Source organism: Serratia sp. CoH_134_PS_4 (genome assembly GCF_058190535.1).
Map to the genome: position 1 here is coordinate 205,854 of NZ_JBXWKI010000009.1, position 26,498 is coordinate 232,351.

General features: G+C 55.3%; 22 protein-coding genes, 2 tRNA genes, 1 rRNA gene and 1 pseudogene. 7 read left to right on the forward strand and 19 right to left on the reverse strand.

Translation table 11 applies throughout. The annotated features are described in order from the left end of the window. The first annotated feature begins 65 nt into the window (after positions 1-65). Entirely contained in the window at positions 66-1,388 is a 1,323-nt protein-coding gene (locus AC2FCQ_RS15985; protein WP_209639390.1) for an MFS transporter, read from the forward strand. A 92-nt stretch (positions 1,389-1,480) separates the two neighbouring features. Continuing rightward, positions 1,481-2,260 (forward strand): annotated as a pseudogene (locus AC2FCQ_RS15990) (CDP-diacylglycerol diphosphatase); the annotation flags it as partial. A gap of 33 nt (positions 2,261-2,293) precedes the next feature. Here the strand turns inward: AC2FCQ_RS15990 and AC2FCQ_RS15995 are convergent. Next, entirely contained in the window at positions 2,294-4,327 is a 2,034-nt protein-coding gene (locus tag AC2FCQ_RS15995; RefSeq protein WP_490308699.1) for an AsmA family protein, read from the reverse strand. 102 nt (positions 4,328-4,429) lie between these two features. Then, positions 4,430-5,215, reverse strand: a complete 786-nt coding sequence (gene pdeH / locus AC2FCQ_RS16000) for a cyclic-guanylate-specific phosphodiesterase (protein WP_490308700.1) — start codon at positions 5,213-5,215, stop codon at positions 4,430-4,432. Between the two features lie 144 nt (positions 5,216-5,359). Here pdeH and AC2FCQ_RS16005 point away from each other — a divergent pair, with 144 nt between their 5' ends. Continuing rightward, positions 5,360-5,563 carry a 2-hydroxymuconate tautomerase family protein gene (locus AC2FCQ_RS16005; RefSeq protein WP_209639399.1) on the forward strand — a complete coding sequence of 68 codons (204 nt, stop codon included), beginning with the start codon at positions 5,360-5,362 and terminating at the stop codon, positions 5,561-5,563. Positions 5,564-5,728: 165 nt separating this feature from the next. Then, positions 5,729-6,661, forward strand: coding sequence for a 2-dehydro-3-deoxygluconokinase (gene kdgK, locus AC2FCQ_RS16010; RefSeq protein WP_209639402.1), 933 nt, complete (start codon positions 5,729-5,731; stop codon positions 6,659-6,661). Between the two features lie 197 nt (positions 6,662-6,858). Here the strand turns inward: kdgK and ilvC are convergent, their stop codons facing one another. Continuing rightward, complete coding sequence (gene ilvC, locus AC2FCQ_RS16015; protein ID WP_209639405.1) at positions 6,859-8,334, reverse strand: ketol-acid reductoisomerase; 1,476 nt, start codon at positions 8,332-8,334, stop codon at positions 6,859-6,861. 169 nt (positions 8,335-8,503) lie between these two features. Between ilvC and ilvY the strand changes: the two genes are divergently transcribed. Continuing rightward, complete coding sequence (gene ilvY, locus AC2FCQ_RS16020; RefSeq protein WP_209639408.1) at positions 8,504-9,385, forward strand: HTH-type transcriptional activator IlvY; 882 nt, start codon at positions 8,504-8,506, stop codon at positions 9,383-9,385. 26 nt (positions 9,386-9,411) lie between these two features. Here ilvY and AC2FCQ_RS16025 read toward each other — a convergent pair whose 3' ends face one another. The 8 genes from AC2FCQ_RS16025 to AC2FCQ_RS16060 form a co-directional block, all read right to left on the reverse strand. Next, positions 9,412-10,113, reverse strand: coding sequence for a DUF2461 domain-containing protein (locus AC2FCQ_RS16025; protein WP_209639410.1), 702 nt, complete (start codon positions 10,111-10,113; stop codon positions 9,412-9,414). Between the two features lie 21 nt (positions 10,114-10,134). Beyond that, positions 10,135-11,679, reverse strand: coding sequence for a threonine ammonia-lyase, biosynthetic (gene ilvA / locus AC2FCQ_RS16030; RefSeq protein ID WP_490308702.1), 1,545 nt, complete (start codon positions 11,677-11,679; stop codon positions 10,135-10,137). A 5-nt stretch (positions 11,680-11,684) separates the two neighbouring features. Beyond that, positions 11,685-13,535 (reverse strand): dihydroxy-acid dehydratase, encoded by a 1,851-nt coding sequence (ilvD, locus tag AC2FCQ_RS16035; protein WP_490308703.1) that lies wholly within the window; start codon positions 13,533-13,535, stop codon positions 11,685-11,687. 134 nt (positions 13,536-13,669) lie between these two features. Continuing rightward, positions 13,670-14,596, reverse strand: coding sequence for a branched-chain-amino-acid transaminase (gene ilvE, locus AC2FCQ_RS16040; protein ID WP_209639420.1), 927 nt, complete (start codon positions 14,594-14,596; stop codon positions 13,670-13,672). Between the two features lie 22 nt (positions 14,597-14,618). After that, positions 14,619-14,876 carry an acetolactate synthase 2 small subunit gene (ilvM, locus tag AC2FCQ_RS16045; protein WP_061808667.1) on the reverse strand — a complete coding sequence of 86 codons (258 nt, stop codon included), beginning with the start codon at positions 14,874-14,876 and terminating at the stop codon, positions 14,619-14,621. Further along, positions 14,873-16,519: an acetolactate synthase 2 catalytic subunit gene (ilvG, locus tag AC2FCQ_RS16050; RefSeq protein WP_490308704.1), complete on the reverse strand. Its 1,647-nt coding sequence runs from the start codon at positions 16,517-16,519 to the stop codon at positions 14,873-14,875. The genes ilvM and ilvG overlap by 4 nt, the downstream gene beginning before the upstream one ends. Positions 16,520-16,661: 142 nt before the next feature. Next, on the reverse strand, positions 16,662-16,760 hold the full coding sequence (ilvL, locus tag AC2FCQ_RS16055) for an ilv operon leader peptide (protein WP_015962288.1): 99 nt from the start codon (positions 16,758-16,760) through the stop codon (positions 16,662-16,664). A 133-nt stretch (positions 16,761-16,893) separates the two neighbouring features. Then, on the reverse strand, positions 16,894-18,126 hold the full coding sequence (locus AC2FCQ_RS16060; RefSeq protein WP_209639425.1) for an MFS transporter: 1,233 nt from the start codon (positions 18,124-18,126) through the stop codon (positions 16,894-16,896). Between the two features lie 340 nt (positions 18,127-18,466). Between AC2FCQ_RS16060 and AC2FCQ_RS16065 the strand changes: the two genes are divergently transcribed. Next, complete coding sequence (locus AC2FCQ_RS16065) at positions 18,467-19,990, forward strand: YifB family Mg chelatase-like AAA ATPase (RefSeq protein ID WP_265556092.1); 1,524 nt, start codon at positions 18,467-18,469, stop codon at positions 19,988-19,990. Between the two features lie 27 nt (positions 19,991-20,017). Here AC2FCQ_RS16065 and AC2FCQ_RS16070 read toward each other — a convergent pair whose 3' ends face one another. Then, positions 20,018-20,356 (reverse strand): MaoP family protein, encoded by a 339-nt coding sequence (locus AC2FCQ_RS16070; RefSeq protein WP_209639431.1) that lies wholly within the window; start codon positions 20,354-20,356, stop codon positions 20,018-20,020. 119 nt (positions 20,357-20,475) lie between these two features. Between AC2FCQ_RS16070 and hdfR the strand changes: the two genes are divergently transcribed. Beyond that, entirely contained in the window at positions 20,476-21,303 is an 828-nt protein-coding gene (hdfR, locus tag AC2FCQ_RS16075) for an HTH-type transcriptional regulator HdfR (RefSeq protein WP_209639434.1), read from the forward strand. A 4-nt stretch (positions 21,304-21,307) separates the two neighbouring features. Here hdfR and yjfF read toward each other — a convergent pair whose 3' ends face one another. The 7 genes from yjfF to rrf all read right to left on the reverse strand — a co-directional run. Then, the gene (yjfF, locus tag AC2FCQ_RS16080; protein WP_490308705.1) at positions 21,308-22,300 is read right to left on the reverse strand and encodes a galactofuranose ABC transporter, permease protein YjfF; all 993 of its coding nucleotides are present in this window, start codon (positions 22,298-22,300) and stop codon (positions 21,308-21,310) included. Further along, positions 22,297-23,298, reverse strand: a complete 1,002-nt coding sequence (ytfT, locus tag AC2FCQ_RS16085; RefSeq protein ID WP_490308706.1) for a galactofuranose ABC transporter, ATP-binding protein YtfT — start codon at positions 23,296-23,298, stop codon at positions 22,297-22,299. The genes yjfF and ytfT overlap by 4 nt, the downstream gene beginning before the upstream one ends. 17 nt (positions 23,299-23,315) lie before the next feature. Beyond that, positions 23,316-24,830, reverse strand: a complete 1,515-nt coding sequence (ytfR, locus tag AC2FCQ_RS16090) for a galactofuranose ABC transporter, ATP-binding protein YtfR (RefSeq protein WP_490308707.1) — start codon at positions 24,828-24,830, stop codon at positions 23,316-23,318. Between the two features lie 23 nt (positions 24,831-24,853). Next, positions 24,854-25,810, reverse strand: a complete 957-nt coding sequence (gene ytfQ, locus AC2FCQ_RS16095) for a galactofuranose ABC transporter, galactofuranose-binding protein YtfQ (RefSeq protein ID WP_404760780.1) — start codon at positions 25,808-25,810, stop codon at positions 24,854-24,856. A 315-nt stretch (positions 25,811-26,125) separates the two neighbouring features. Then, positions 26,126-26,201 (reverse strand) — tRNA-Trp (locus AC2FCQ_RS16100). Between the two features lie 53 nt (positions 26,202-26,254). After that, positions 26,255-26,331 (reverse strand) — tRNA-Asp (locus AC2FCQ_RS16105). Between the two features lie 95 nt (positions 26,332-26,426). Then, positions 26,427-26,498 (reverse strand): 5S ribosomal RNA (rrf, locus tag AC2FCQ_RS16110); the annotation flags it as partial.

Here is a 26,498-nt window from a genome sequence, read left to right on the forward strand (position 1 = left end):
GCATTGAAAAGGCATATTGCTATGACTAATATGGATTTTTACACATTCAAAATATAAGAAAAATTATGCAAGCCTCCATCGCACCAACTCTGGACGCCGACGACGCGTCAACGCCAGTCAACTCACGCGGAAAAGTGATTGTCGCCTCGCTGGTCGGGACCGCCATCGAGTTTTTCGATTTTTATATCTACGCCACCGCTGCGGTGATCGTATTCCCACATATCTTTTTCCCGCAGGGTGATCCCACCACCGCCACGCTACAGTCGCTGGCTACGTTCGCCGTCGCCTTTATCGCACGCCCGATTGGTTCGGCACTGTTCGGCCACTTCGGCGATCGTGTAGGCCGCAAGGTGACGCTGGTCGCCTCGCTGCTCACCATGGGGATTTCTACCGTACTGATTGGCTTGCTGCCAAGCTACGAAACCATCGGCATCTTCGCCCCTATCCTGTTGGCGCTCGCGCGTTTTGGCCAGGGGTTAGGCCTGGGTGGCGAATGGGGAGGCGCCGCCTTGCTGGCTACCGAGAACGCCCCAGCCAGAAAACGTGCGCTATACGGTTCGTTCCCGCAACTGGGGGCACCTATCGGCTTCTTCTTCGCCAACGGCACCTTCCTGTTACTCTCCTGGCTGCTGACAGATCGGCAGTTTATGGAATGGGGCTGGCGCGTGCCGTTCATCCTGTCCGCTGCACTGGTGTTGATCGGCCTGTATGTGCGTGTATCACTGCATGAAACCCCGGTATTCGCCAAGGTAGCCAAAGCCGGCAAGCAGGTGAAGATTCCGCTCGGCACCTTGCTGAGCAAACACCTGAAGGTGACCATCCTTGGCACCTTTATCATGCTGGCAACCTATACACTGTTCTACCTGATGACGGTTTACTCCATGACCTACGGCACGACGCCGCAGCCGCTGGGGTTGGGTTATTCACGCAACAGTTTCCTGTGGATGCTGATGGTGGCGGTGATTGGCTTTGGCGTGATGGTGCCAATTGCCGGCCTGCTGGCTGATGCCTTTGGCCGCCGCAAGACCATGATCGTCATCACCCTGCTGATGATCGCCTTTGCTTTCCTGTTCCCAAGCATGCTGGGTTCCGGCAACCAAGCGCTGGTGATGGGCTTCCTGCTGTGCGGCCTGAGCATCATGGGCCTGACCTTTGGCCCGATGGGCGCACTTCTGCCCGAGTTATTCCCGACCGAGGTGCGCTATACCGGTGCGTCGTTCTCATACAATGTGGCCTCGATCCTCGGCGCAGCGGTAGCGCCTTATATCGCTACCTGGCTGGCGACCCATTACGGTTTGTTCTATGTCGGTCTCTATTTGGCCGCGATGGCCAGCCTCACGCTGATCGCCCTGTTGCTGATGAAAGAAACCCGAGATAAATCGCTTTAATCCTGCGTCTGCGGCCCCGTCATACGGGCCGCACTTCCCGCACTGTCACCTGTCATAAAACCAGATTATGCTGAACCCTTCTCTTTTTACGGAAACGGAAATCAATCATGTCTCTGCGCCGCAGGCTCTTTTTGTACGTTGCGCCGTTGGTGATGGCCGCCATTGCGATTACCGCTACGCTCTGGATATGGGTAAAGCCTCCCCAATCGAGTGCGTTGTGGCGTATCGTTAGCCAACAGTGCCTGCCCAACCAGCAGGCGCATAACAATCCGGCACCTTGTGCGCAGGTTGACCCACAGGCCGGCTTTGTGGTGTTCAAAGACCGTAACGGGCCACTGCAGTATCTGCTGATGCCAAGCACCAGAATCACCGGTATTGAAAGCCCCGCGGTACTGGCGGCCACCACCCCAAACTTCTTTGAGCAAGCCTGGCAGGCGCGGCACTTTATGGCCGATAAATATGGCAAGGCGATCGACGACGCCGATATTTCGCTGGCGATTAATTCAGCCTATGGCCGCACTCAGAATCAGTTGCACATTCATATCTCCTGCCTGCTGCCGTCGGTAAAAACGCAGTTGGCGCAGTATGCGGCAGATTACAGCGAGCAGTGGGAGCCAATACCTGGCGGCCTGCTGGGCCATGATTATTTAGCGCGCCGGGTAACCCCTGAGGAGCTCAATAAACAGGGTGCTTTCCGCTTGTTATCTGAGGGGGTTGCACGCGCAAACGGGCGTATGGGGAGTTTTGGATTGGCAATGACCGCATTACCGAGCGGTGATTTTCTGTTGCTGGCCACTGAGCGCAGCCTGCTGCCATTTACTTTGGCTTCGTCAGAAGAAATCCAGGATCATGACTGCCAGGTATTGAAGTAAAACAGCCCGCGGGTTATCCGCGGGCTTTTACACTCATTTCTTCTGCTTCATCTGCCGTAAGATTTGTCCGCACTGGTTTTCTTCGCCGCCTTCGCTTGGGGAAACCAGTGCCAGCAGGGCCGCTGCCGGCGTCAGCACGACGCCCAACGCCACCGCAGCTGCACCGCGCGCAATGAGCGGACCGGCCTTCACGCCAGCATCCGGGTGCGCGAAGGTGCCTTTTACGTAGAGCGGTGAACGCAGCGTCAACACTCGCATGCCTTTGCTTTCTGGATCAATGGACAGGTCCAACCGCTCCGTGGCGAAGTTAGTATTGCCGCTGATATTGATAATGGCATTCTCCGTGTCGAACACAAACAACCGCGGCGCCGCCACACCGTTACGAATGCCTACATCCGCTGCCGCGCAGTTTATCCCCACCACGTCGTCACCAAACAGCTGTGCCACCAGGTAGTTACCCACGTTCAATCCGAGGATTTCCATCAGGCTACGGCTGATTACCCCATTGTTAATCACCATGCGTAAATCGCCACTGCTGGTTGCCAGCAGGTCAGCCACCGAATTGCCGCTGCCGGTCAGTTTGGCATCACCGTTCAATTGCCCCAGGCTGCGCTTCATCGATCCTACATTCGGCAACAGTTCCTTCAGCTGGAATTTACGCGCGTGCATATCCACCCGGCCCTGCATCGGGTTTTTGCCACCGTCGAGATGGAGAGTCGCATTGAGGTTACCGCCAGCGACGCCGAACCGCAGCGGATCCATCAAGATGGCACCGTTTTCCAATTGCAAATGGGTATAGAGATCGCTCAGTGGCAGTGAACTGCCGCGTTCAATGCGCTTGGCAGTGAATTTGACGTCTGCATCCATCACCTTCCAGCTTTTGGTATCAAACTTCTCCACCGGCAGCACTTTGCCTGCTGGCTGGCGGCTCTTCTCACCGCGACTGGCTTTTTCAGTATTGGAATCTGCACCAATCAGCGGAGCCAGATCGGCAAAACGCAGCTGTTCCGACTGCACTTCCCCACTCAATTTAGGCCGGGGTTTGCCGGCGACATATTTCAAATCACCGTGAATATCGCTATCGCCAATTTTCCCATCAAACTTTTGGTACTGGAACACCGCCCCCCCTTTCTCATGAAGGCGGGCGATCAGATGGCCATCGGTAGAATACGCTGGGGTATTGGGCAACAGCACGCCGGTGAGGGCATACAGGTTAGCCAAACTGTCACCGGAGAATTTAAGTTGCAGATCCAGACCACCAAGATTCATCGGATCGGACAGCGTGCCGGCCACCACCACCCGGGTAGCGCCAGAGCGCACGTCGGCCTGCAGTGGAAAAGGGAGCTCGGCATTTTGTAGGGATAACATGCCGCCCACCTTGCCACTGCCCGACAGAGGCTCGCCGTTGTATTTACCCTTCACCTTCCAGCCGAAAACATAGTCAGGGGTGACCGTAGCACCCGCCTCTTTTTTACCCGTCACTTCACTGAATGATAAAGGTTTACCCAGCGGATCAATCACCGCACGGAAATCCGCTTTCAGCGTGGCATCTTTGAAATCAATCTGCCCACGATCAAACACGATGTCATGGATATTTACCGACCAGGCAGACGGCGGTTGGTCAGGATCCCCCGCGAGGGTGAAGGTCCAGTTATTATCGCCATTGGCCAACCGCTGTAAGCTGGCACTCGGCTGCGTCAGCCAAATCCGTGGGATCAACAGTTCCTTGCCCAGCAGTGCCAAGGGGGAAATGCTGGCATCAACGCGCTGCAGTTGGGCCATGCTGTCGCCGGGGATATTTTTCGGATTGCCCAGCACAATGTCTTCAGCATGAATTTTTGGCCACGGTAGCCAGGCACGCCAACCAGGCTCATCTTTATCACGCGTCCAGCTAACCCCCAGATCGCCACGGATAGCGAACGGGCGGTGCAGCTCGGCAGACACCTTGTCATTGATCGTCGGTTTGAGGCAGTTCCAGTCGAAGGTCAGCACAAAGATCACCAACGCGGCGATGATCAACAGCACAATGCCACCCACCCACGTGAACGCTTTACCTGTTCTTGTCATTATGGCTCCCTGAACGCGATAACTTGCTAGTCAATTGATAAGCAACCTTTACCAAGCCTAGCCGAGGATAGGCAAGAGTTCACGCTTTAGGGCGGCGGGCGATCAAACAGTCGGTGCAGAAAACAATGTAGGCAGGGTTTGCAGGGTTTCAAAACGGGCCGGGCGGGAAAGGTAATAGCCTTGGGCAGCCAGCGCGCCGGAGCGCTGTACCAGCAACCACTCTTGCTCTGTTTCCACCCCTTCGACGATCACCCCTTCGCTGTGTTGGTTCATCATTCTGACCAAGGTTGCGAGCAGCTGGATGCCATCCTCCGTTTGCTTCAGCAGGGTAAATAACTCTCGCGCCACCTTAATATATTGATAGCGCCAGGTGCTAACGGCGGAGAAATTTGCCAGCCCACTCCCAAAATCATCCAACCATAATCGTTCCGCGCCCACAATTTGATGCAATGGGCCATTCAACGCCATTCCCGCATGCTCCACCAGCTCAAAGCGCAGGTAAGGCATGTTGGCAATCTGACGTTGCAACGCGCAGTGCCGCTGTAATGCCTCCAATGCAATCCCGTCAATATTAACCGAGACCATCAACCCGTGGAGAGTCAGCAACGGTTGCCAGCGCTGGAGCAATTCAAGCTGTTCCTGAATGATCTGCAGCCGTTTATGGACGTTGAGAGCAGCAAAATAAAGCTCTGGCGAAAGGGGTTTGTCTGGCGCAGATGGATGATAAACCGCCGTCAGCAGCTCGAGCGCCAGCAAAGCACCGGAGGTACGGTAGATCGGTTGGAAAGTATACTGGCGCCGGCATTGCCGCCAGTAACGCTGCGCTTTTATATGCGAGCAGACGGCAAAGAGTGGCGCCAGCAGACCAGAAGTCATCTTGGTTGTCATTGGTACTATCGCCATCGAAGGGAAATGAAAACGCTCAGGCTGCGTGATTGCTTCCCTTGATTTATCGGCAGCAGGTAATAAAACTTTAAGCGGCAGTGAAAGCCTTTTACATTGAATAGACGTCTCAAAACCCAAGGAAAAAACATGCCCTACGTAAATATCAAAATTACCCGTGAAGGCGCGACACCGGAGCAAAAGAAACAGCTGATCGCTGGCGTAACCCAACTGCTGGTGGATACGCTGGGGAAAAACCCGGCCACCACCGTGGTGGTCATCGACGAGGTAGAAACCGACAACTGGGGTATCGGTGGTAAATGCGTGACCGATCTGCGCGCCGCCGCTAAATAACGGCAGGATCCGGTCGCCCGATCGGGAAATTTTTGCGTTTCCCGATCGGCGTCATAATTAAATTAAAACGTTGTTTTATTTTCATTGACTCCCCCCACCCCTTGCGTTGAGACTGGTTGCATTCGCATCAATTCACCTTCTTCTTTCAGCCAGGGCTCAGTGACTATGACCACCCAGAATCTTGCCGTGATCGGCGAATGCATGATTGAACTGTCGCAGAAAGGCGCGGACCTTAGCCGCGGTTTTGGCGGCGATACGCTAAACACCGCCGTTTACATCGCCCGTCAAGTGGCAGAAACGGCGCTGCAGGTGCATTACGTTACCGCACTCGGCACCGACAGTTTCAGCGAGGAAATGCTGCAGGCCTGGCAGCAGGAAAAAGTGAAAACACGCCTGATCCAACGATTGGAAGACAAGCTGCCGGGGCTATACGTGATCGAAACCGATGAGACCGGCGAACGCACCTTCTATTACTGGCGTAATGATGCCGCAGCCCGCTACTGGCTCGCAGGGCCGCAGGCAGAGACGTTGTGCGAACAGCTGGCCCAATTCGATTATCTGTATCTCAGCGGTATCAGCGTGGCGATTCTCGATGCCAGCAGCCGTGCCCGGCTGCTGACGTTACTGCGCCAGTGCCGCGCCAACGGCGGCAAGGTCATTTTCGATAACAACTATCGTCCACGGCTGTGGCAAAGCAAAGAAGAAGCGCAACAAGCCTATCGCGAGGTGCTGGCTTGTACAGACATTGCTTTTCTGACGCTGGATGATGAAGACCTGTTGTGGGGCAAACATCCGCTGGATCAGGTGGTGCAGCGCACGCAGTTGCTGGGCGTGACCGAGATAGTGATCAAACGCGGCGCAGATAGCTGCCTGGTGTTCAGTGCCGAAGGCACCGAATTCGAGATCCCGGCGGTACATTTGCCGAAAGAAAAAGTGGTGGATACCACCGCCGCGGGCGATTCCTTCAGCGCCGGTTATCTGGCGGTGCGTTTAACCGGCGGTGATGCCGTACAGGCAGCGCAGCGCGGCCATCTGACCGCCAGCACGGTGATCCAGCATCGCGGTGCCATTATTCCCCTCGCCGCCATGCCACAATGATTCCTGTGCCGTAGAAAGGCGAAAGGCCAGCAACGACGCTGGCCTTTTTATTGGACTCGAAAACCCATCTTAATACCCTATGGATTTCAGGTTGTAGCTAGGCACCAAGCTATCTCATCCCCAAGAGCTTACTTTAGTAAGTGACTGGGGTGTGATAGTGCAGGTAACAACGCTACAGCCTGAAAGACGACGGATATTTAGCCTGCCACTGCAATACGTTTCATATCCGTCATATAACCACGCAGCTTGCGGCCAACGGATTCGATTGGGTGATTACGCACCGCTTCGTTCACGTCGCGCAGTTGCGCGTTATCCACTGACGTACCGGCAACAGATTTACCCAAGTCACCCGCCTGCAGAGTGGTCATAAACGTTTTCAGCAATGGCACTGCCGCGTTAGCGAACAGGTAGTTACCGTATTCCGCAGTATCAGAGATAACCACGTTCATTTCGTACAGACGCTTACGCGCAATGGTGTTGGCGATCAGCGGCAGCTCGTGCAGTGATTCGTAGTAAGCAGACTCTTCGATGATGCCCGCGTCAACCATGGTTTCGAACGCCAGCTCAACGCCGGCTTTCACCATTGCAACCATCAGTACGCCATGGTCAAAGTATTCTTGCTCGCTGATTTTGCCTTCGAACTGCGGCGCGTTCTCGAACGCTGATTTGCCGGTCTCTTCACGCCAGTTCAGCAGTTTCACGTCGTCTTCTGCCCAGTCAGCCATCATGCCGCTGGAGAAAGCACCGGAGATGATATCGTCCATGTGTTTCTGGAACAGTGGCGCCATGATCTCTTTCAGTTGCTCGGACAGCGCAAAGGCGCGCAGTTTGGCCGGGTTAGACAGGCGATCCATCATCAGGGTGATACCGCCCTGCTTCAGCGCTTCGGTGATGGTTTCCCAACCGAACTGAATCAGTTTTTCCGCATAAGCCGGCTCGGTGCCTTCAGCAACCAGTTTGTCGAAGCACAGCAGTGAACCCGCTTGCAGCATGCCACACAGAATGGTTTGCTCGCCCATCAGGTCAGATTTCACTTCAGCAACGAAGGAGGATTCCAGTACGCCGGCACGGTGACCGCCGGTCGCTGCGGCCCAGGCCTTGGCGATCGCCATGCCTTCGCCTTTCGGATCGTTTTCCGGGTGAACCGCGATCAGGGTCGGAACGCCGAAACCACGTTTGTATTCTTCGCGCACTTCGGTACCCGGGCATTTTGGCGCAACCATCACCACGGTGATGTCTTTACGCACTTGCTCGCCTACTTCGACGATGTTGAAGCCGTGTGAGTAACCCAGCGCTGCGCCGTCTTTCATCAGCGGCTGCACTGCACGCACAACAGAAGTATGTTGCTTGTCTGGCGTCAGGTTAACGACCAAGTCTGCCTGTGGGATCAAGTCTTCGTAAGTCCCTACCTTGAAGCCGTTTTCGGTCGCTTTGCGCCATGAAGGACGCTTTTCATCGATGGCTTCTTTACGCAGGGCATAGGCAACATCCAGGCCCGAGTCACGCATGTTCAAGCCTTGGTTCAGGCCCTGTGCGCCACAGCCGACAATCACCACTTTTTTGCCTTTCAGGTAGCTCGCTTCGTCAGCAAATTCTTCACGTGCCATAAAGCGACACTTGCCTAATTGCGCCAACTGCTGACGCAGGTTCAAGGTGTTGAAATAGTTAGCCATGGTGGTACTCCAGTTAGATGTTGTGTCTTGCTGTTATTTTTCATTCCCCGCCCTGTCTGTGCGGAGATTCGTTAAACTCAATGTATAACAGGAAACGCGTTGCTTAAATTGATATATTACGAATGTGACATTGCAATTTTTGCAACACTCTTGCTGCGAGCGTACTGATATGGATTTGCGTGATTTAAAGCTGTTCCTTCATCTGGCCGAGAGCCATCACTTTGGCCGAACAGCCAAGGCGATGCACGTCAGCCCGTCGACACTTTCCCGCCAGATCCAACGGCTGGAGGAGATCCTCGGGCAGCCGCTATTTTTGCGTGACAACCGCACTGTGCAGCTCACCGATGCTGGTGAACAGCTGAAAGACTTTGCCCAGCAAACGCTGTTGCAATACCAGCAACTGAAACATGCGCTGGGCCAACATGGCCCCTCTCTGAGCGGCGAGCTGCGGCTGTTTTGCTCTGTCACCGCCGCCTACAGCCACTTGCCGCCAATCCTCGATCGCTTCCGCGCACAGCATCCGTTGGTAGAGATCAAACTCACCACCGGTGACGCCGCCGACGCCGTCGATAAAGTGCAATCCAACGAAGCCGACCTCGGCATTGCCGGACGCCCCGAAACCCTGCCCACCAGCGTGGCCTTCACTAAAATCGGTGAGATCCCACTGGTTCTGATTGCGCCGGCGCTGCCTTGTGCTGTACGCAGTCAGGCCTTTGCCGAGCAGCCCGACTGGGCCAATATTCCGTTTATCCTGCCGGAGCATGGCCCGTCGCGAAAACGTATCGAACTGTGGTTCCGCCGCCAGCGTATTCCCAACCCACTGATTTACGCCACCGTTGGCGGCCACGAGGCCATTGTCTCGATGGTAGCCTTGGGCTGCGGTATCGCACTGATCCCCGGCGTGGTCGTAGACAACAGCCCAGAGCCAGTGCGCAACCGTATCTCGCAGTTGGAGAATATATCGATGGTCGAGCCGTTCGAGTTAGGTGTCTGTGTACAGAAAAAACGCCTCAGCGATCCGTTGATTGACGCGTTCTGGCGTTTACTTTGAGACGCGGCTCGAAAGACAACGGGCATTTATAAATCAGCCGGATCGACTTGCTTCATCGCCTCCACCTGCATCAGCCAGTGGTACAGCGGTTCTAGCTGTTGAAAACCCTGGGCCAACATCTTCGTCAGGTCGGCACTAAACAGCTTTTCCACCTGGCTATCAGTCGCCATCACCGCAAAGGATTTACGGTTGTACCAGGTGGCAATGTCTGCCGCCTGCTCTTTAACCAGCGGGCGCTTGTAGCTTTCCCCCACCAGCTCGAACGGCGGCTGACAGCAAGCTGCCACCTCTAAAAATGGCTGCGGGCGGCGCTGCAGCGTATGACGAAATAGGTCCATGGTGGCTTTGTTGGCACTGTAATATCCCAGCCCGTAGCGCAACATGTCCGGCCCCAGTTCGAAGAAGTAAACCGGCGCATCCTTCCAGTCTTTGCTCGGCCGTTTGAACGTCAGCCACATGCGGCTACGGTAGCGCGATTTATCATGAGAAAAACGCGTGTCGCGGTGAATGCGCGACAGCGTTTTACCGATCGCCGGCCGGGTTTCAAACTGCGGGTCAATCGCCAGCATCGTCGGGGCAAGTTCAGCCACCAGCGAACGGAACGGCGTCAGCAGTTCGCTATCGTAAACGCTGCGATTAGCCTCAAACCATTCCTTGTCGTTTTCGATACGCACCTGCTGGAGGAAATTCAGGCCTTGCTGGCTAAAGCCACTAAATTTATCCGTCATACGCCATCCTTGTTAACGCCTTTAGCCCTGCAAAAAGAAGCGGAATGCCGGGTTATCCGTTTCATCGTGGCAGTCGTAGCCCAATGCCTGTAGGTGTTGCTCAAACTCGGGTTCAGTCTGCGACAGTTCAAAGCCTGCCAGCACGCGACCAAAGTCAGTGCCGTGGCTACGGTAATGGAACAGTGAAATATTCCAGTGGGTCCCCAGGGTTTGCAGAAACTTCAGCAATGCACCTGGCGACTCCGGGAACTCAAAGCTGTACAGACGCTCACGCAGTGGTTTTGAAGGACGCCCACCGACCATGTAACGCACGTGCAGCTTGGCCATTTCATCGTCGGACAGATCCACGACCTGATAACCATCGGCGCGTAACTCATCGAGAATTTCCTGCCGTTCGGCATGGCCGCGCGTCAGACGAACACCGACGAAAATGCAGGCATTATCCGCATCGGCGTACCGGTAGTTAAATTCCGTTACCGACCGGCCCCCCAACACTTGGCAAAACTTCAGGAAGCTGCCTTTCTGCTCTGGAATGGTCACCGCCAGCAGGGCCTCACGCTGTTCACCTAATTCGCAGCGTTCCGACACATAGCGCAAACCATGGAAATTCAGGTTGGCACCGGACAAAACATGAGCCAGACGCTCGCCCTGAATATTGTGCTGTTGCACATACTTTTTCAGCCCGGCCAGCGCCAGCGCACCGGACGGTTCGGCAATGGCGCGCACATCTTCAAACAGATCTTTGACCGCGGCGCAAATGGCGTCACTGTCGACGGTGATGACGTCGTCCAGGTATTCCTGACACAGGCGGAAGGTTTCGTCACCGATACGCTTCACCGCCACGCCTTCGGCAAACAGCCCGACACGCGCCAGGTCCACCGGATGCCCAGCATCCAACGCCGCACGCAGGCACGCGGAATCCTCCGCTTCCACCCCAATCACTTTGATCTGCGGCATCAGTTGCTTGATTAATACCGCCACGCCCGCCGCCAGGCCGCCCCCGCCAACCGGCACAAACACCCGGTCAAGATGCGCATCTTGTTGCAATAACTCCATGGCCAGCGTGCCCTGCCCGGCGATCACCGTTGGGTGATCAAAGGGTGGCACGAACGTCATGCCCTGTTTGAGTGAAAGCTCAATCGCTCTGGCCTTGGCTTCATCAAAGTTGGCACCGTGCAACAACACTTCACCGCCAAAGCTACGTACCGCATCCACTTTGATATCTGCGGTGGACACCGGCATCACGATCAACGTTTTGATACCCACGCGTTTGCCGGAATAGGCTACGCCCTGGGCGTGGTTGCCAGCCGAAGCCGTCACCACACCGCGGGCCTTTTGTTCTTCGTTCAGGCTGGCAATCATGGCGTAAGCCCCGCGCAGCTTGAAACTGTGAACCGGCTGACGATCTTCACGCTTCACCAAAATGGTATTGCCGAGGCGTGAAGATATTTTACTCATGGTCTGTAATGGGGTGACCTGAGCCACCTCATAAACCGGCGAGCGGAGCACCGCTCGCAAATACTCCGCGCCACAGGGAGCGTCGGGTAGGGGTTGCGATACCGCCATGATATTTAGCCTCCCAGCTTGCTCTTGTCGCGCACGGCGCCTTTGTCGGCGCTGGTCGCCAGCATGGCGTAAGCGCGCAGGGCGAAGGAAACCTGACGCTCGCGATTTTTCGGTGTCCAGGCCTGATCGCCACGTGCCAGCTCAACTTCACGGCGCGCCGCCAGTTCGCTGTCCGTGACGTCCAGCACCATGCTGCGCTTTGGAATATCGATGTCGATCATGTCGCCATCTTCGATCAACGCAATCAGACCACCGCTGCCCGCTTCCGGAGAAACGTGGCCAATAGACAGGCCCGAGGTACCGCCGGAGAAGCGGCCGTCGGTGATCAGCGCACAGGCTTTGCCCAGCCCCATGGACTTAAGGTAGGTCGTTGGGTACAGCATTTCCTGCATGCCCGGCCCACCTTTAGGCCCCTCGTAGCGGATCACCACCACGTCGCCGGCAACCACTTTGCCGCCGAGGATCGCGTCCACCGCCGAGTCCTGGCTTTCGTACACTTTGGCCGGACCGCGGAAGGTCAGGTTCTCTTTGTCGACGCCCGCAGTTTTAACGATGCTGCCGTCCAGCGCCATGTTGCCGTACAGTACGGCCAGCCCCCCCTCCTGGCTGAACGCATTTTCCAGCGAACGGATACAGCCCTCTGCACGGTCATCATCCAGCGTATCCCAACGACAATCCTGCGAGAACGCCTTGGTGGTGCGGATACCCGCCGGACCGGCACGGAACATTTTCTTCACCGCGTCATCTTGGGTCAGCATGATGTCGTATTTATCCAACGTCTCCGGCAGTTTCATGCCCAGGATATTGTCGACGTCACGGTTCAACAGGCCAGCGCGATCCAGCTCGCCAAGAATAGCCAGTACACCACCGGCGCGGTGTACGTCTTCCATATGGTATTTCGGGGTGCTTGGCGCCACCTTGCACAGGTGCGGTACCTTGCGTGACAGCCGGTCGATATCTTCCATGGTGAAGTCGATTTCACCTTCCTGTGCGGAGGCCAGCAGGTGCAATACGGTATTGGTCGAGCCGCCCATGGCGATATCCAGCGTCATGGCGTTTTCGAATGCGGCCTTGTTGGCGATATTGCGCGGCAACGCGCTTTCATCACCCTGCTCGTAGTAACGTTTGGTCAAGGCTACGATGCGTTTACCGGCGTTAATAAACAGCTCTTTACGGTCGGCATGGGTCGCCAGCAACGAGCCATTGCCCGGCTGTGACAGGCCCAGCGCTTCGGTCAGGCAGTTCATCGAGTTGGCGGTGAACATGCCGGAACAGGAGCCGCAGGTCGGGCAGGCGGAACGTTCGATCTGCTCGCTGTCGGCGTCGCTGACGTTCGGGTTGGCACCCTGAATCATCGCGTCCACCAGATCCAGTTTGATGATCTTATCGGACAGCTTGGTCTTGCCGGCTTCCATCGGGCCGCCAGAAACGAAAATCACCGGAATGTTAAGGCGCAGTGACGCCATCAGCATCCCTGGGGTGATCTTGTCGCAGTTGGAAATGCACACCATCGCATCCGCGCAGTGGGCATTCACCATGTATTCAACCGAGTCGGCGATCAATTCACGAGATGGCAAAGAATAGAGCATGCCGCCGTGGCCCATCGCGATACCGTCATCCACCGCAATGGTGTTGAACTCTTTGGCAACGCCGCCTGAGGCTTCGATCTGTTCTGCAACCAGCTTGCCCAAATCACGCAGATGCACATGGCCCGGAACGAACTGGGTAAATGAGTTAACCACCGCAATAATGGGTTTGCCAAAATCGTCGTCGGTCATTCCGGTCGCGCGCCATAATGCGCGGGCACCCGCCATGTTGCGGCCGTGGGTTGTGGTGGCGGAACGGTACTTAGGCATGCTCTTTACTCCAAATGTATTTATTACAGGCGGCGAACGAACCGCCTGAATATTATTGTCTGTCTGTCGTTTACCCTATGGCTTTCAAGCTGCGGCCAACAACGCGGCGGTTTAAAAGACGACGGGTAACATTGTTATTGGTTTACCGGGTCCAACCAGCCGTACTTGTCTTCAGTCTTGCCGGTAAACAGGCCAAAGAACGCCTGTTGAATCTGTTTGGTTACCGGGCCGCACTTGCCAATGCCGACCTGGATGCCGTCAACGCTACGCACTGGGGTGATTTCTGCGGCGGTGCCGGACATGAAGACTTCGTCGGCCAGGTACAGCGATTCACGCGACAACACCTGCTCACGCACTTCGAAGCCCATGTCTTTCGCCAGTTTGATGATGGCATCGCGGGTGATGCCCGGCAGTGCAGAAGACGTAAACGGCGGGGTAAACAGCACACCGTCTTTCACTTCGAACAGGTTCTCGCCTGCGCCTTCGGAAATATACCCGTGCACGTCAAGCGCAATCCCTTCTTGGTAACCATGGCGGCGCGCTTCGCTGCCCACCAGCAGGGAGGAAAGATAGTTACCGCCGGCTTTGGCCGCGGTGGGAATAGTATTTGGCGCCACGCGGTGCCAGGACGAAACCATCGCATCGATGCCTTGATCCAGCGCCTCTTCACCCAGGTACGCGCCCCAAGGAAACGCCGCGATAATCACGTCTGTTTTATAACCGGCTGGCGGGTTAACCCCCATGCCAACGTCGCCCACAAAGACTAACGGACGAATATAAGCGCTGCCCAGATTGTTTTTACGCAGCGTCGCGCGGCAGGCTTCCATCAACTCATCAACGCTTTGCGATACGGGCATACGGTAGATCTTTGCCGAGTCATGCAGGCGTTGCATATGCTCACGGTGACGGAACACCACCGGGCCTTTATGAGAGTCGTAGCAACGGACGCCTTCAAACACCGAAGTGCCATAGTGCAACGCATGTGACATCACGTGTACTTTGGCGTCAGCCCAAGGAACCATCTCACCATTGAACCAAATGTAATCGGCTTTCTTCGTCATTGTTCTTTATCCTTCTCACGCATCAGGCGCGTATTTGTTGTGATGTTTGTTGCTGGATCTCAACGCAGGAGACATCCATCAGTTTGCTCAACTGAGATGACAGTAGATCCACCGGGCGCTGGCTGGCAACGGTCAATTCAATATTAATCTTGTCGGTATTTGCAGCTGCAGCCATATTCATAGCACAAACCTGAAAGCCGCGATGACGCACGACGCGCAATACACGCTCTAACATTTCAGGGCGAAAACGGGCCTGGATCGAGAGTTGATGGTGCATCATGATATTTTCTCCAACATGGTTTCGTTACCGGCACCCGGCGGCACCAGCGGCCAGACGTTTTCGAGTTCATCAATCGACACATGCAGCAGGTAAGGCCCGTCGCTGTTGAATAACGCATCGAGCGCGTCTGCTACCTGATCTTTGCGGGTGATACGCTGGCCAGGGATGCCAAAGGCATTGGCCAACATCAAGAAATCTGGGTTATCGGTGAGGGTGGTTTCGCTGTAACGCCCGTCAAAAAACAGCTGTTGCCACTGACGAACCATGCCCAAACGTTGGTTATCCAACAAAACGATTTTCAGCGGCAGCTGTTTACGTTTTATGGTGCCTAATTCCTGCACGTTCATCATGAAAGAACCGTCGCCCGAAATGCAGATCACCGTATCTTCCGGGCGAGCCATCTGTGCGCCAACCGCAGCCGGTACACCAAAGCCCATGGTGCCCAGCCCGCTGGAGGTGATGAAATTCTCCGGGCGTTCAAAGGTCATGTGCTGTGCGGTCCACATCTGGTGCTGGCCCACGTCTGTGGTGACCACGCTATTGGCCGGCTTGCGCTCAGACAGCTGTTTCAACAGCAGCGGCGCGTAAATCGGCTGGCCTGGATGATCATAACGACAAGGGTGTGTTTCTTTCAGTTCAACCACGCGGCGCTGCCAGGCGGTGATTGTCAGCGGCTGCTGCAGCGCGGGCAATAACGCCTTTAAATCACCCTGCAGCGCGACATGTGCCTGACGTAATTTGCTCATTTCCGCCGGGTCGATATCCATGTGGATCACCTTGGCGTGTGGTGCAAAAGCATTCAGTTTACCGGTCACGCGATCGTCAAAACGTGCGCCGACAGCGATCAACAAGTCGCATTCTTGCACCGCAAGATTGGCGGCCTTGGTGCCGTGCATCCCCAACATACCGAGGTAATGCGGTTGCTCGGCATCCGCTGCCCCCAGCCCTTTCAACGTGACGACGTTAGGCATTTGGGTCGCCGCGATAAACTCGCGTAATTCCGGTACCGCCTGCGCCATGCCAACGCCACCGCCGATGTACAACATGGGCTTGTGTGCCTGCGCCAGCAACTCAGCGGCTTGTGCCAACTCTGCCGCCGGGTAGTTCAGTTCTTCCACTACCGGCATCAAGTGTGGGTGCAATTCGCCGTGAGCCAGTTGGATGTCTTTCGGGATGTCGATCAGCACGGGGCCGGGACGGCCGCTGCTTGCAATGGCAAAGGCTTCCGCCATGATGCCCGGCAGCGCATCCAGTGATTCCACCAGGAAGCTGTGTTTGGTGCAGGCCAAAGACAGGCCGAGAACATCGATCTCCTGAAAAGCATCGGTACCTATCAGCGCAGAGCCCACCTGACCGGTAATCGCCACCACGGGAACGGAATCCAGCAAGGCATCGGCCAGGCCAGTGATCAGGTTGGTAGCCCCGGGGCCAGAGGTAGCAATGCAAACGCCAACTTTACCGGTTGAGCGAGCGTAACCAATAGCGGCCATCGCGGCGCCCTGCTCGTGGCGGCACAGTAGGTGTTCCACCCCGCCGTCATACAATGCATCGTAGACCGGCATGATTGCGCCACCCGGATAGCCGAATACCGTATCAACCCCCTGCGCACGCAACGCTTGTACTACCCACTGAGCCCCGTTCATGGTTATTTCCCCGCCTTACTTCGAAAATTGCAGGATTTTGTTCTGTTACTCATATTTTTATCCTCGCTTCACTTTTCTCTTGCCAATAAAAAACCCCCGGACCTTACGGTGCGGGGGTTCTCTTGCGATTCCGGCTTGTTTTCTAAGCCATTCTTCGTCCAAGTGCAGCCCCGCACGGTGGGATAATAATCACCACCACGCTAATCACGACTAGGCTAATCACTTGGGCAAAGGCTTTCATAATAGGTTTGTTCACTGTGCTCGTTTCGAACTAATACCTACAGAGGTACCATAGTCCCGCGCGGCATGACAACACTTTTTTTGCGTTATTATTCGGCGCAATCTGGTCATACCTCGCGCAACATGCCCGGTTTTCACACGCTGGCGTGCGGGCCGGAGGGCTTCACTGCCCCCGAGATCGCCTTGCCGCGCGTGTCCTTACCAAAGAACACCAACAGCGCAATGATGATCGCTACCGTACCGGCGATGATTGCCATCGCCAATCCATAATTTTGGCCATTATGCTCGGCGATCGTTGCCTGTAGCGTGGCATTGACGGAGGCGATCAAGTTACCCAACTGGTAAACAAATCCTGGCAGTACCGCGCGGGTGTTCGCCGGGACCAACTCAGTGAGGTAAGTCGGTATTACGCCCCAAGCCCCCTGTACCATGAACTGCATCAGGAACGCGCCAATTCCCAGCATCAGCGAGCCGCTGGAAAACGCCCATAACGGGATCACGGGCAACGCCAAGAGCGCGGCAATAATAATCGCTTTCTTGCGGCCGATTTTTTCCGACAGCGCCCCAAAGAAAACGCCCCCAATAATTGACGCGATATTGTAGCTAATGGCGATGATACTGACGGTTTTAGGATCGAAACCATGTTGAACTTTCAAAAATACCGGATACATATCCTGGGTACCGTGCGAGAAGAAATTGAACGCCGCCATCAGCAATACCAGGTAGCCGCAGAGCTTCCAATGGCTTTTCAGCACCGGCAGTAATGCGCTGCTTTCCTTGCGTTCTCGCGCCGCCAGCCACACCGGTGACTCCTGCACGCAGTAATAAATAAACGGCAACAGCAAAATGGGTGCAGCACCAATCACGAACATGCCACGCCAGCCAACCACCTCAAACAACAGACCATACACCACTGCCGCCAACAGATAGCCGAACGGGTAACCTGCCTGAAAAATCCCTGACATGAGGCCACGTGAGCGATCGGGAATCGTTTCCATCGCCAGTGACGATGCCACGCCCCAGATCCCGCCCATTGCCACGCCGTATAACACCCGCAACAACAGGAACACCGTCAACGACGGTGCCGCCGCAGAAAGCAGTTCAAATACCGAGAAGAAGACAATATTCAACATCAAGATCGGTTTACGACCGTACTTTTCGGCCGCACGACCAAAGATTAACGCGCCAATCGGGCGTACCGCCAAGGTCAGCAAGATCGCCAGTGTCACTTCTTCCATTCCGACATGGAAAGACTGTGCGATATCGCTGAGCAGAAATACCAGCACGAAAAAATCGAAAGCGTCGAGCGTCCAGCTTGAAAAACTGGCGATGGCTGCATTGCGTTGCAGCGGGGTCCAACCAAACATATGTTATCCCTACTCTAGAAGACGAGGTCATGAGCTTTAGCGGCTGCCGTGGCGGATGCGTTGGCGGTCGGAGATTGTTAACGAGGTGATCCTTATATTAACTAATTGTTAAATACACCCATTCCCCCTCCTGCCGCAACAGGATTGGCCTGCTAATGTGTTGCTGCATTCACGTAATTGTTAAGGGGTATTGCCACGCCTTGCGCAGTGCAGCACAAAAACATCTCTATCCACATGAAATTTATTATTTTAATTACGACTCACCCCGCAAATACTCTAAGGTTGCCGCGCCTCTGATGCGCATATTCCGCATCATGTTGCCTTCAGCGAGGAGAGCAATATGTCATTGGCGGTTATCTATACCCGGGCCACACTGGGCGTTCAGGCCCCGTCAGTCACGGTAGAAGTGCATATCAGTAATGGGCTACCCGGTCTGACCCTGGTCGGGCTCCCGGAAACCACGGTGAAAGAAGCGCGCGATCGGGTGCGCAGTGCTTTGATTAATAATGGCTTCACCTTTCCTGCCCGGCGCATCACCGTCAACCTGGCCCCCGCAGACCTGCCCAAAGAAGGGGGCCGTTACGACCTGCCGATTGCTCTGGCGATCCTGGCCGCCTCCGAGCAGCTGCCAGCCGACAAGTTAGCTCGCTATGAGTTTCTCGGGGAACTGGCGTTATCCGGCGCATTGCGGGCTGTCAGCGGGGCGATCCCCGCCGCGCTGGCGGCACTGGATGCAGGCAGGCAGCTGGTTTTAGCTACCGCCAATGGGCGAGAGGTGGGGCTGATTACGCAAAGTGAAACACGGGTGGCGGAACACCTGCTTGAGGTTTGTGCGTTTTTGTTAGGTAAAAGTGATTTACCCGTAGCCACTGCCCCGCTTGCAGCGGATACGGCACAAGAAACCGCTGATCTGCAGGACATACTGGGCCAGGAGCAGGCAAAGCGAGCGCTGGAAATCGCCGCTGCCGGGGGCCACAACCTGCTGTTGGTCGGCCCTCCGGGGACGGGGAAAACCATGTTGGCCAGCCGCCTAAATACCCTCCTCCCTCCGCTAACCGACCAGGAGGCGCTGGAAAGCATTGCCGTAGCCAGCCTGCTGCAACATCCCGCACAAGCGCTGCCATGGCGACAGAGGCCGTTTCGTGCGCCGCATCACAGTGCTTCTATGGCCGCCCTGGTCGGTGGTGGTTCACTGCCACGGCCAGGTGAAATATCGATGGCACACAATGGTGTCCTGTTTTTGGATGAACTGCCGGAATTCGAACGGCGCGTGCTGGATGCCCTGCGTGAACCGCTGGAGTCCGGCGAGATAGTTATTTCACGCGCCAGCGCCAAAATCCGCTTCCCGGCGCGGGTACAATTGATTGCCGCGATGAACCCCAGCCCCACCGGGCATTATCAAGGCATGCATAACCGCGCATCGCCACAGCAGGTGCTGCGTTACCTCGGGCGGCTTTCGGGGCCGTTTCTCGATCGCTTTGATTTATCGATTGAGGTGCCATTGTTGCCACCTGGCGTGTTGAGCAAACGCCGTATCGTCGGTGAAAGCAGCATAGACGTAAGAGCGCGCGTGCTGCTGGCACGTGAAAGGCAGCTTAAGCGGGCGGGGAAGATCAATGCCCTGCTGAATAATAACGAGGTCGATCGGGATTGCCGGCTTAGCACAGCAGATGCCGACTTTCTTGAAACAACGTTAACCACGTTGGGATTATCGGTTCGCGCCTGGCAGAGGATTTTAAAAGTGGCCCGTACGCTGGCTGATTTGGCAGGAGATCGAGATATTGATAAGCGTCACTTGAGCGAAGCGCTGGGTTACCGCAGTATGGACCGCCTATTGCTGCAGCTGCACCGCAGCCTAGCGTAAAAATGGGGCCCGCAGGCCCCATCGTTATCAATCGTCACTGTCGGTGTAATCTTCCACCGCATCAGCTTGCGGCTTACCGCCAGACAAGGTATGGAATTTTTTCGGGCGGCGTGTGCGCACCAGATATTTCGCCCATACTTTTTCCTGTTCGGTAACCGGCTCGCGCTCACCGTGGCACACTGCGACGAACAACTGTTCTTCTTCAGTGGCCGGCTGGCGTTTACCCGTGTCCAGCTCGTTAAACGCATACCCGAAGCGCTCTAGCAATTGCGCTTCTTTAATGGTGAAATCGCCGTGGCGGGAGAACCCGCGAGGGTAATGTTTATTATCAAAAAAACGGTTGGTCGTGGTGAAGCTATCCGCCATCTGACACGCTCCTAATTCTCTCATGGCCGTGCTGTTTATGGCGCGGAGTATTAGATAGGCTTGACATTGTGTAAAACAAAACATTTAAATCTTAACGATAAAAATTATTGGAGATGGGTGTGGATACCGAATTACTGAAAACCTTTTTGGAGGTCAGTAGAACGCGTCACTTTGGCCGAGCCGCAGAATCCTTGTACTTAACGCAGTCTGCTGTCAGTTTCCGCATCCGCCAGTTAGAAAACCAATTGGGTGCAAATTTATTCACCCGACACCGTAACAATATCCGCCTGACGCCAGCCGGGGAGCGGCTTTTGCCCTACGCTGAGAGCCTGATGATGACCTGGCAATTGGCGAAAAAAGAGGTGGTGCGTTCACTGCAACATACCGAGTTGTCCATCGGCGCGACCGCCTCGCTGTGGGAGGCTTATCTAACCCCGTGGCTGCAATCGCTCTATCAGCAGCGTGAGGCATTGCAGCTGGAAGCCCGGGTTGCGTTACGGCACTCTTTGGTAAAACAGCTGCACGAAAGACAGCTCGATTTGCTCATCACCACCGAGCCACCGAAGATGGATGAACTGGCCAGCCAACTGTTGGGTAATTTCTCGTTGCGGCTGTTCTCTTCCACTCAGCGCGATAAGCTCGCGCCAATGCCTTATATCAAACTGGAATGGGGGGCTGATTTCCATCAGCAGGAAAGCCGTATGCTGGAAGGCGACACGCTGCCGGTGCTCACGACGACCTCTGCGCATCTGACCCGACAGCTACTTGAAACTACCGGCGGTTGCGCCTTCCTGCCCAGCCAATGGGAGAAGGACTATCCGCAGTTAACCGCAGCCGCCGAGATCCCGGCCATTATCCGCCCTCTCTACGCCGTCTGGCTGCAAAATAGCGACCAGCAGGCGCTGATCAGACAATTACTGAAAATACCTTTGAATACCACAGCATGAGCCGCTATAACGGCTTCAAACGGGGATGCCGGGGTTTTGTTCGTCTGCTGAGCCAAAACGCGCTCATCGCCTTCTGAAGGCCGATAAAGCAAAACAGCAGAATACCGATCACAATCTTGGTCCACCATGAGCTGAGCGTGCCGTCGAAAGTGATGTAACTCTGGATCAGCCCCTGAATCAGCACGCCAAACAGCGTGCCCAGGACCGTGCCCACGCCGCCAGTCAGCAAGGAGCCACCAATTACGACGGCAGCGATAGCATCCAGCTCTACACCGCTGGCCGCCAGCGCATAACCCGCTGAGGTATACAGCGAGAAAATAATCCCTGACAGGGCTGCCAGCGTGCCTGAAAGCATATAAATCAGCACCGTGGTGCGTTGCACCGGTACCCCCATCAACGCCGCAGATACCCGGTTGCCGCCGATGGCGTAGACGTTATGTCCAAAGCGAGTACGGTGCGCCAACACCATGCCGACGGCCACCACGAATAGCATCACCAGTGCCAGCAACGTAAAGCGGCCACCGCCCGGCAGTTTCCAGGCATAGTTAGCCAGCGTCGCATACAGTGGATGATCGATGGGAATCGACTCCTCCGAGAGAATAAAACTCATACCCCGTACGAAGAACATGCCAGCCAATGTGATGATAAATGCCGGTAGCTTCAGCACATCAATGATCCAACCCATCAATGCGCCAAACGAGGCTCCCATCAACAACGCAATAACGAATGCATAACCCGGCGCTATACCGTAAGTCCCGATCAGTTTGGCCAATAATACCCCGGTAAAAGCGATCACCGAGCCGACCGACAGATCGATGCCGCCTGAAAGGATCACGAACGTCATGCCGACCGCAACGATGCCAAGAAAAGCGTTGTCAGTCAGCAAATCGCACCATACCCGCGTAGAGGCAAAACTGGGGAACTGAGTTAGGCAAAACCCGTAACCCACCAGGAACACCAGTACGGTCATCAAGAGGGGCAGATTACGCTTGATCATGGCTTTCTTCTCCTGAGCAGTTGCCGCAGCGAGATGCTTGGCGATTGCGCCATTAACACCGCCAACACCACGATTGCCTTCAACACCAGATTAAACTCCGGCCGATAGCCGGACAGCAGGATGCCAGTATTCATACCCTGAATGATTAATGCCCCCACTACCGACAGCAGCAGGTTAAAACGCCCCCCCAGCAGTGAACCGCCACCAATCACCACGGCCAGGATCGCATCCAGTTCCAGCCACAGCCCGGCATTGTTGGCATCTGCACCGCGGATATCTGCCGTGACGATAATTCCGGCTACGGAGGCACATAGCCCACAGATCACATATACCGCCATCACCACCCAACGCGTACTGACCCCTGCATTACGCGCCGAACGCAGATTGATACCTACAGCTTCGATAAACAGTCCCAGCGCCGTTTTACGCGTCAGCAACCAGATCAACAGCAGCATCACTGCGGCAATGATCGCCGGCATCGGCAAATACATCAGTGCACCGCTGCCGAGCCGTGCGAACCCTTCTCGCTCAAAGGTGACAATTTGTCCTTCAGTGATCAGTTGTGCTATACCGCGCCCAGCCACCATCAACATTAGCGTGGCGACTATCGGCTGTATCTGCAGCACCGCCACCAGGAACCCGTTCCACAAACCACACAGGGCTCCCACAGCCAAAGCGGCGGCCAGTACGTAATCCAGCGGATAACCAGTGCTGGTCAGCGTTGCCGCAGTGGCACCCGCGATAGCCATCACTGCCCCCACGGAAAGATCAATGCCACCTGTGGCGATCACCAACGTCATGCCCAATGCCAATAATGCGACCGGTGCGCCACGGTTAACAATGTCGATCACGCTGCCAAACAGTCGGCCATCCTGGATGTGTATGGAAAAGAAATTCGGGGCGACCAGGCTGTCGATCAGCAAAATCACCGCCAGGGCCCCGAGTTGCGTCGCCCCAACGGGCATGACCCATCTGACTTTACGCGGTCCATTGGTCATGGAGAAACTCCTGAGGTTCATCCTGCCTCCTGCTGTGCGGCTATCGCCTGCATGATCGCAGGCACTGAAATGGCATCATGCTCAAGCTGTGCCACATGCTTTCTATCCCGCAGCACCAGGATACGATCCGCATAGCCCGCCAGTTCCTCCAGTTCGGAAGAAATAACCAGCAGCGCCAATCCTTCATCGCACAGTTTTTCGATTAAACGAATGATTTCAGCATGTGCACCAACGTCAATGCCGCGCGTTGGCTCATCCAGGATCAGAAAACGAGGTTTAGTCGCCAGCCAGCGTGACAGCAGTACCTTCTGCTGGTTGCCACCGGACAAATATTGGATTTGTTGTTCTGGCCCCGGCGTGCGGATGCCCAACAGTTGGATATAACTTTCGGCAATACGCGTTTGCTCCCGCAGCGGCAGCGGTTTTAACCAGCCGCGCTGGGCCTGCAGCGCCAAAATGATGTTTTCCCGCACCGTCGCAGCACCAACGATTCCATCGGTTTTGCGGTCTTCAGGGCAATAGCCAAAACCGAGACTGGCGGCTTTGCGTGGCGTGCGGATGTTCACTCTGCGCCCTCCGACCTTGGCACTGCCGTTATCGCACGATTTAATACCGAATATTAACTGGGCAGTTTCAGTGCGCCCCGATCCCAGCAAGCCGGCCAATCCCACGATTTGCCCCGGACGAATCTGCAGGTCAAAGGGCTCAATCATGCCACGTCGCCCATAACCGCTGAATTCGACCAACGGTGGTGCTTCGGTTGGCGTATGCTCGCCGCGTTTCAATAGCGACTCGTCAAACGCGTGGCCAAGCATCATCTGTACCAGCTCCAGACGCGGTAAGTCAGTCGTGGCTTTCGTCCCCACTAGCTTACCGTTGCGCAGTACAGTGATGCGATCGCTAATGCGGTAAACCTGATCGAGGAAATGGGTCACAAAGATCATCGCCAATCCCTGAGTGCGGAGCTGGCTCAGGATATCCAGCAGCATGCTGACTTCTTTGGCATCCAGACTGGCGGTTGGCTCATCGAGGATCAAGACTTTGGCAGACAGGTCTACTGCCCGTGCAATAGCGATAATCTGCTGGATCGCAATGGAGTAATTACCCAACGGCTGACTGACGTCCACCCCCAATCCATACCCCAGCAAAAGCTGCTGAGCCTGATGCAGCATCTTTTTCTGATCAATCAGGCCAAAGCGCGTTGGTTCTCGCCCGATAAACAGGTTGGCTGCCACCGAGATATTCGGCAATAAGTTAACCTCCTGATAAACCGTACCAATCCCCAGCACCTGCGCTTGCGCGGTGCTCTGCGGGGCAATGGCAGTACCTTCCAGCAATATCTCACCGGCGGAACGCTGATAAACCCCGGTCAGCGCTTTGATTAACGTGGATTTCCCCGCGCCGTTTTCGCCTAGCAACGCCATTATCTCTCCGCGCTGCAACGTGACATCAACCTGATCCAGCGCTTTTACGCCGGGGAACTCGACGGATAATCCCTTAATCGTCAACAAACTGGTCTGAGATGTGGCCATCTTCTGTCCCGTCGGTGAGTAGATTAATAACCCATGCTTTTCTTCAGTTCGAATTCCTGCTTAGCGGTATCCGGTTGCAACAGCTTGGATTCGGTCTGGATAAACTTCGGCGGCTGGGTACCGTCTTTCTTCATCGCCAACAGTGCGTCAAACGCCGGACCGGCCATATTTGGCGTCAGTTCGACCGTGGCGTTGGCCTCGCCATTCATCATCGCCTTGAATATGTCAGGTACTCCGTCGATAGAGACAACTTTAATTTGCGAGCCCGGTTTTAAACCCGCCTCTTTGATCGCCTGAATAGCGCCAATCGCCATGTCGTCGTTATGCGCATAGACAGCGCAAATGTTTTTGCCGTTTTGCTCTGCCTTGATGAAACTCTCCATGACCTCTTTGCCCTTACTGCGGGTAAAGTCGCCAGATTGTGAGCGGATGATTTTAACGTTGGCGGCGTTAGCTATACCGTCGGCAAAGCCTTTTTTGCGGTTAATAGCAACGCTGGAACCCACCGTGCCCTGCAGTTCCACCACGTTGCAAGGCTTGCCGGCAACCTCTTTCACCAGCCATTCTCCTGCAACTTTGCCTTCATGCACGCTGTCCGACGCCACTGCCGCGGTATACAACGAGGGATCGTTCACCTCGATCATCCGATCGAGCAAAAAGACCGGGATCTTGGCTTCTTTGGCTTCCTGCAGCACCGGAGTCCAACCGGTGGCGACAACCGGCGCGATAAAAATGGCATCAACACCCTGGGCGATGAAAGATCTCACCGCTTTGATCTGGTTTTCCTGTTTTTGCTGCGCATCGGCGATTTTCAGTGTGATACCCCGCTTTTCCGCTTCCTGTTTCGATACCTTGGTTTCCGCCGAACGCCAACCCGATTCGGAACCAATCTGCGAAAAACCGACGACCAACGGTGCTGCCTGTACCGTACCTACCAAGGCGCCAGTGATGGCGGCCGCTAACAGCAGACGTTTAACCATGTTGTTCTCCTCGAACTGCCCTGGCATGAAACATGCCTCCGGCAGAGTTGCCATTGTTGTATATGCTGCATTTTTCCTGGTGAAGCGGGTGTGCAAAGGGCTGGGCACACATAAGGTGTAGTTGAAAATCGGGCAGGAATAATGAGCGGCATCACATCATGGCAGAACAACCATTTTGTACATGGATCCAGCTAAAAATGTCTAAATTGGGAACGGTTTCGGTGGGGTTTTTGAACAGTTTTTCGGAGGAATAGTGAGGAATGGGGGAAACAGAAAGCAAAAAAAACCCTTCGCTTTCGCAAAGGGTTTCTAATATGGCAGGGGCGGAGAGACTCGAACTCGCGACACCCGGTTTTGGAGACCGGTGCTCTACCAACTGAGCTACGCCCCTAAATCGTGCTTAACATTATGCCTGCTAAAATAAGCAGGCATAATTTAAATAAGTGGCGGAACGGACGGGGCTCGAACCCGCGACCCCCTGCGTGACAGGCAGGTATTCTAACCAACTGAACTACCGCTCCACCGGTTCTTTCACGTCACATCTGTCGATGTGGGCAAAACCGCACTTGGCGATTCTGCTCATTACCGGGTGTCAAACCGATAACGTTTAATTGATGCCTGGCAGTGTCCTACTCTCGCATGGGGAGACCCCACACTACCATCGGCGCTACGGCGTTTCACTTCTGAG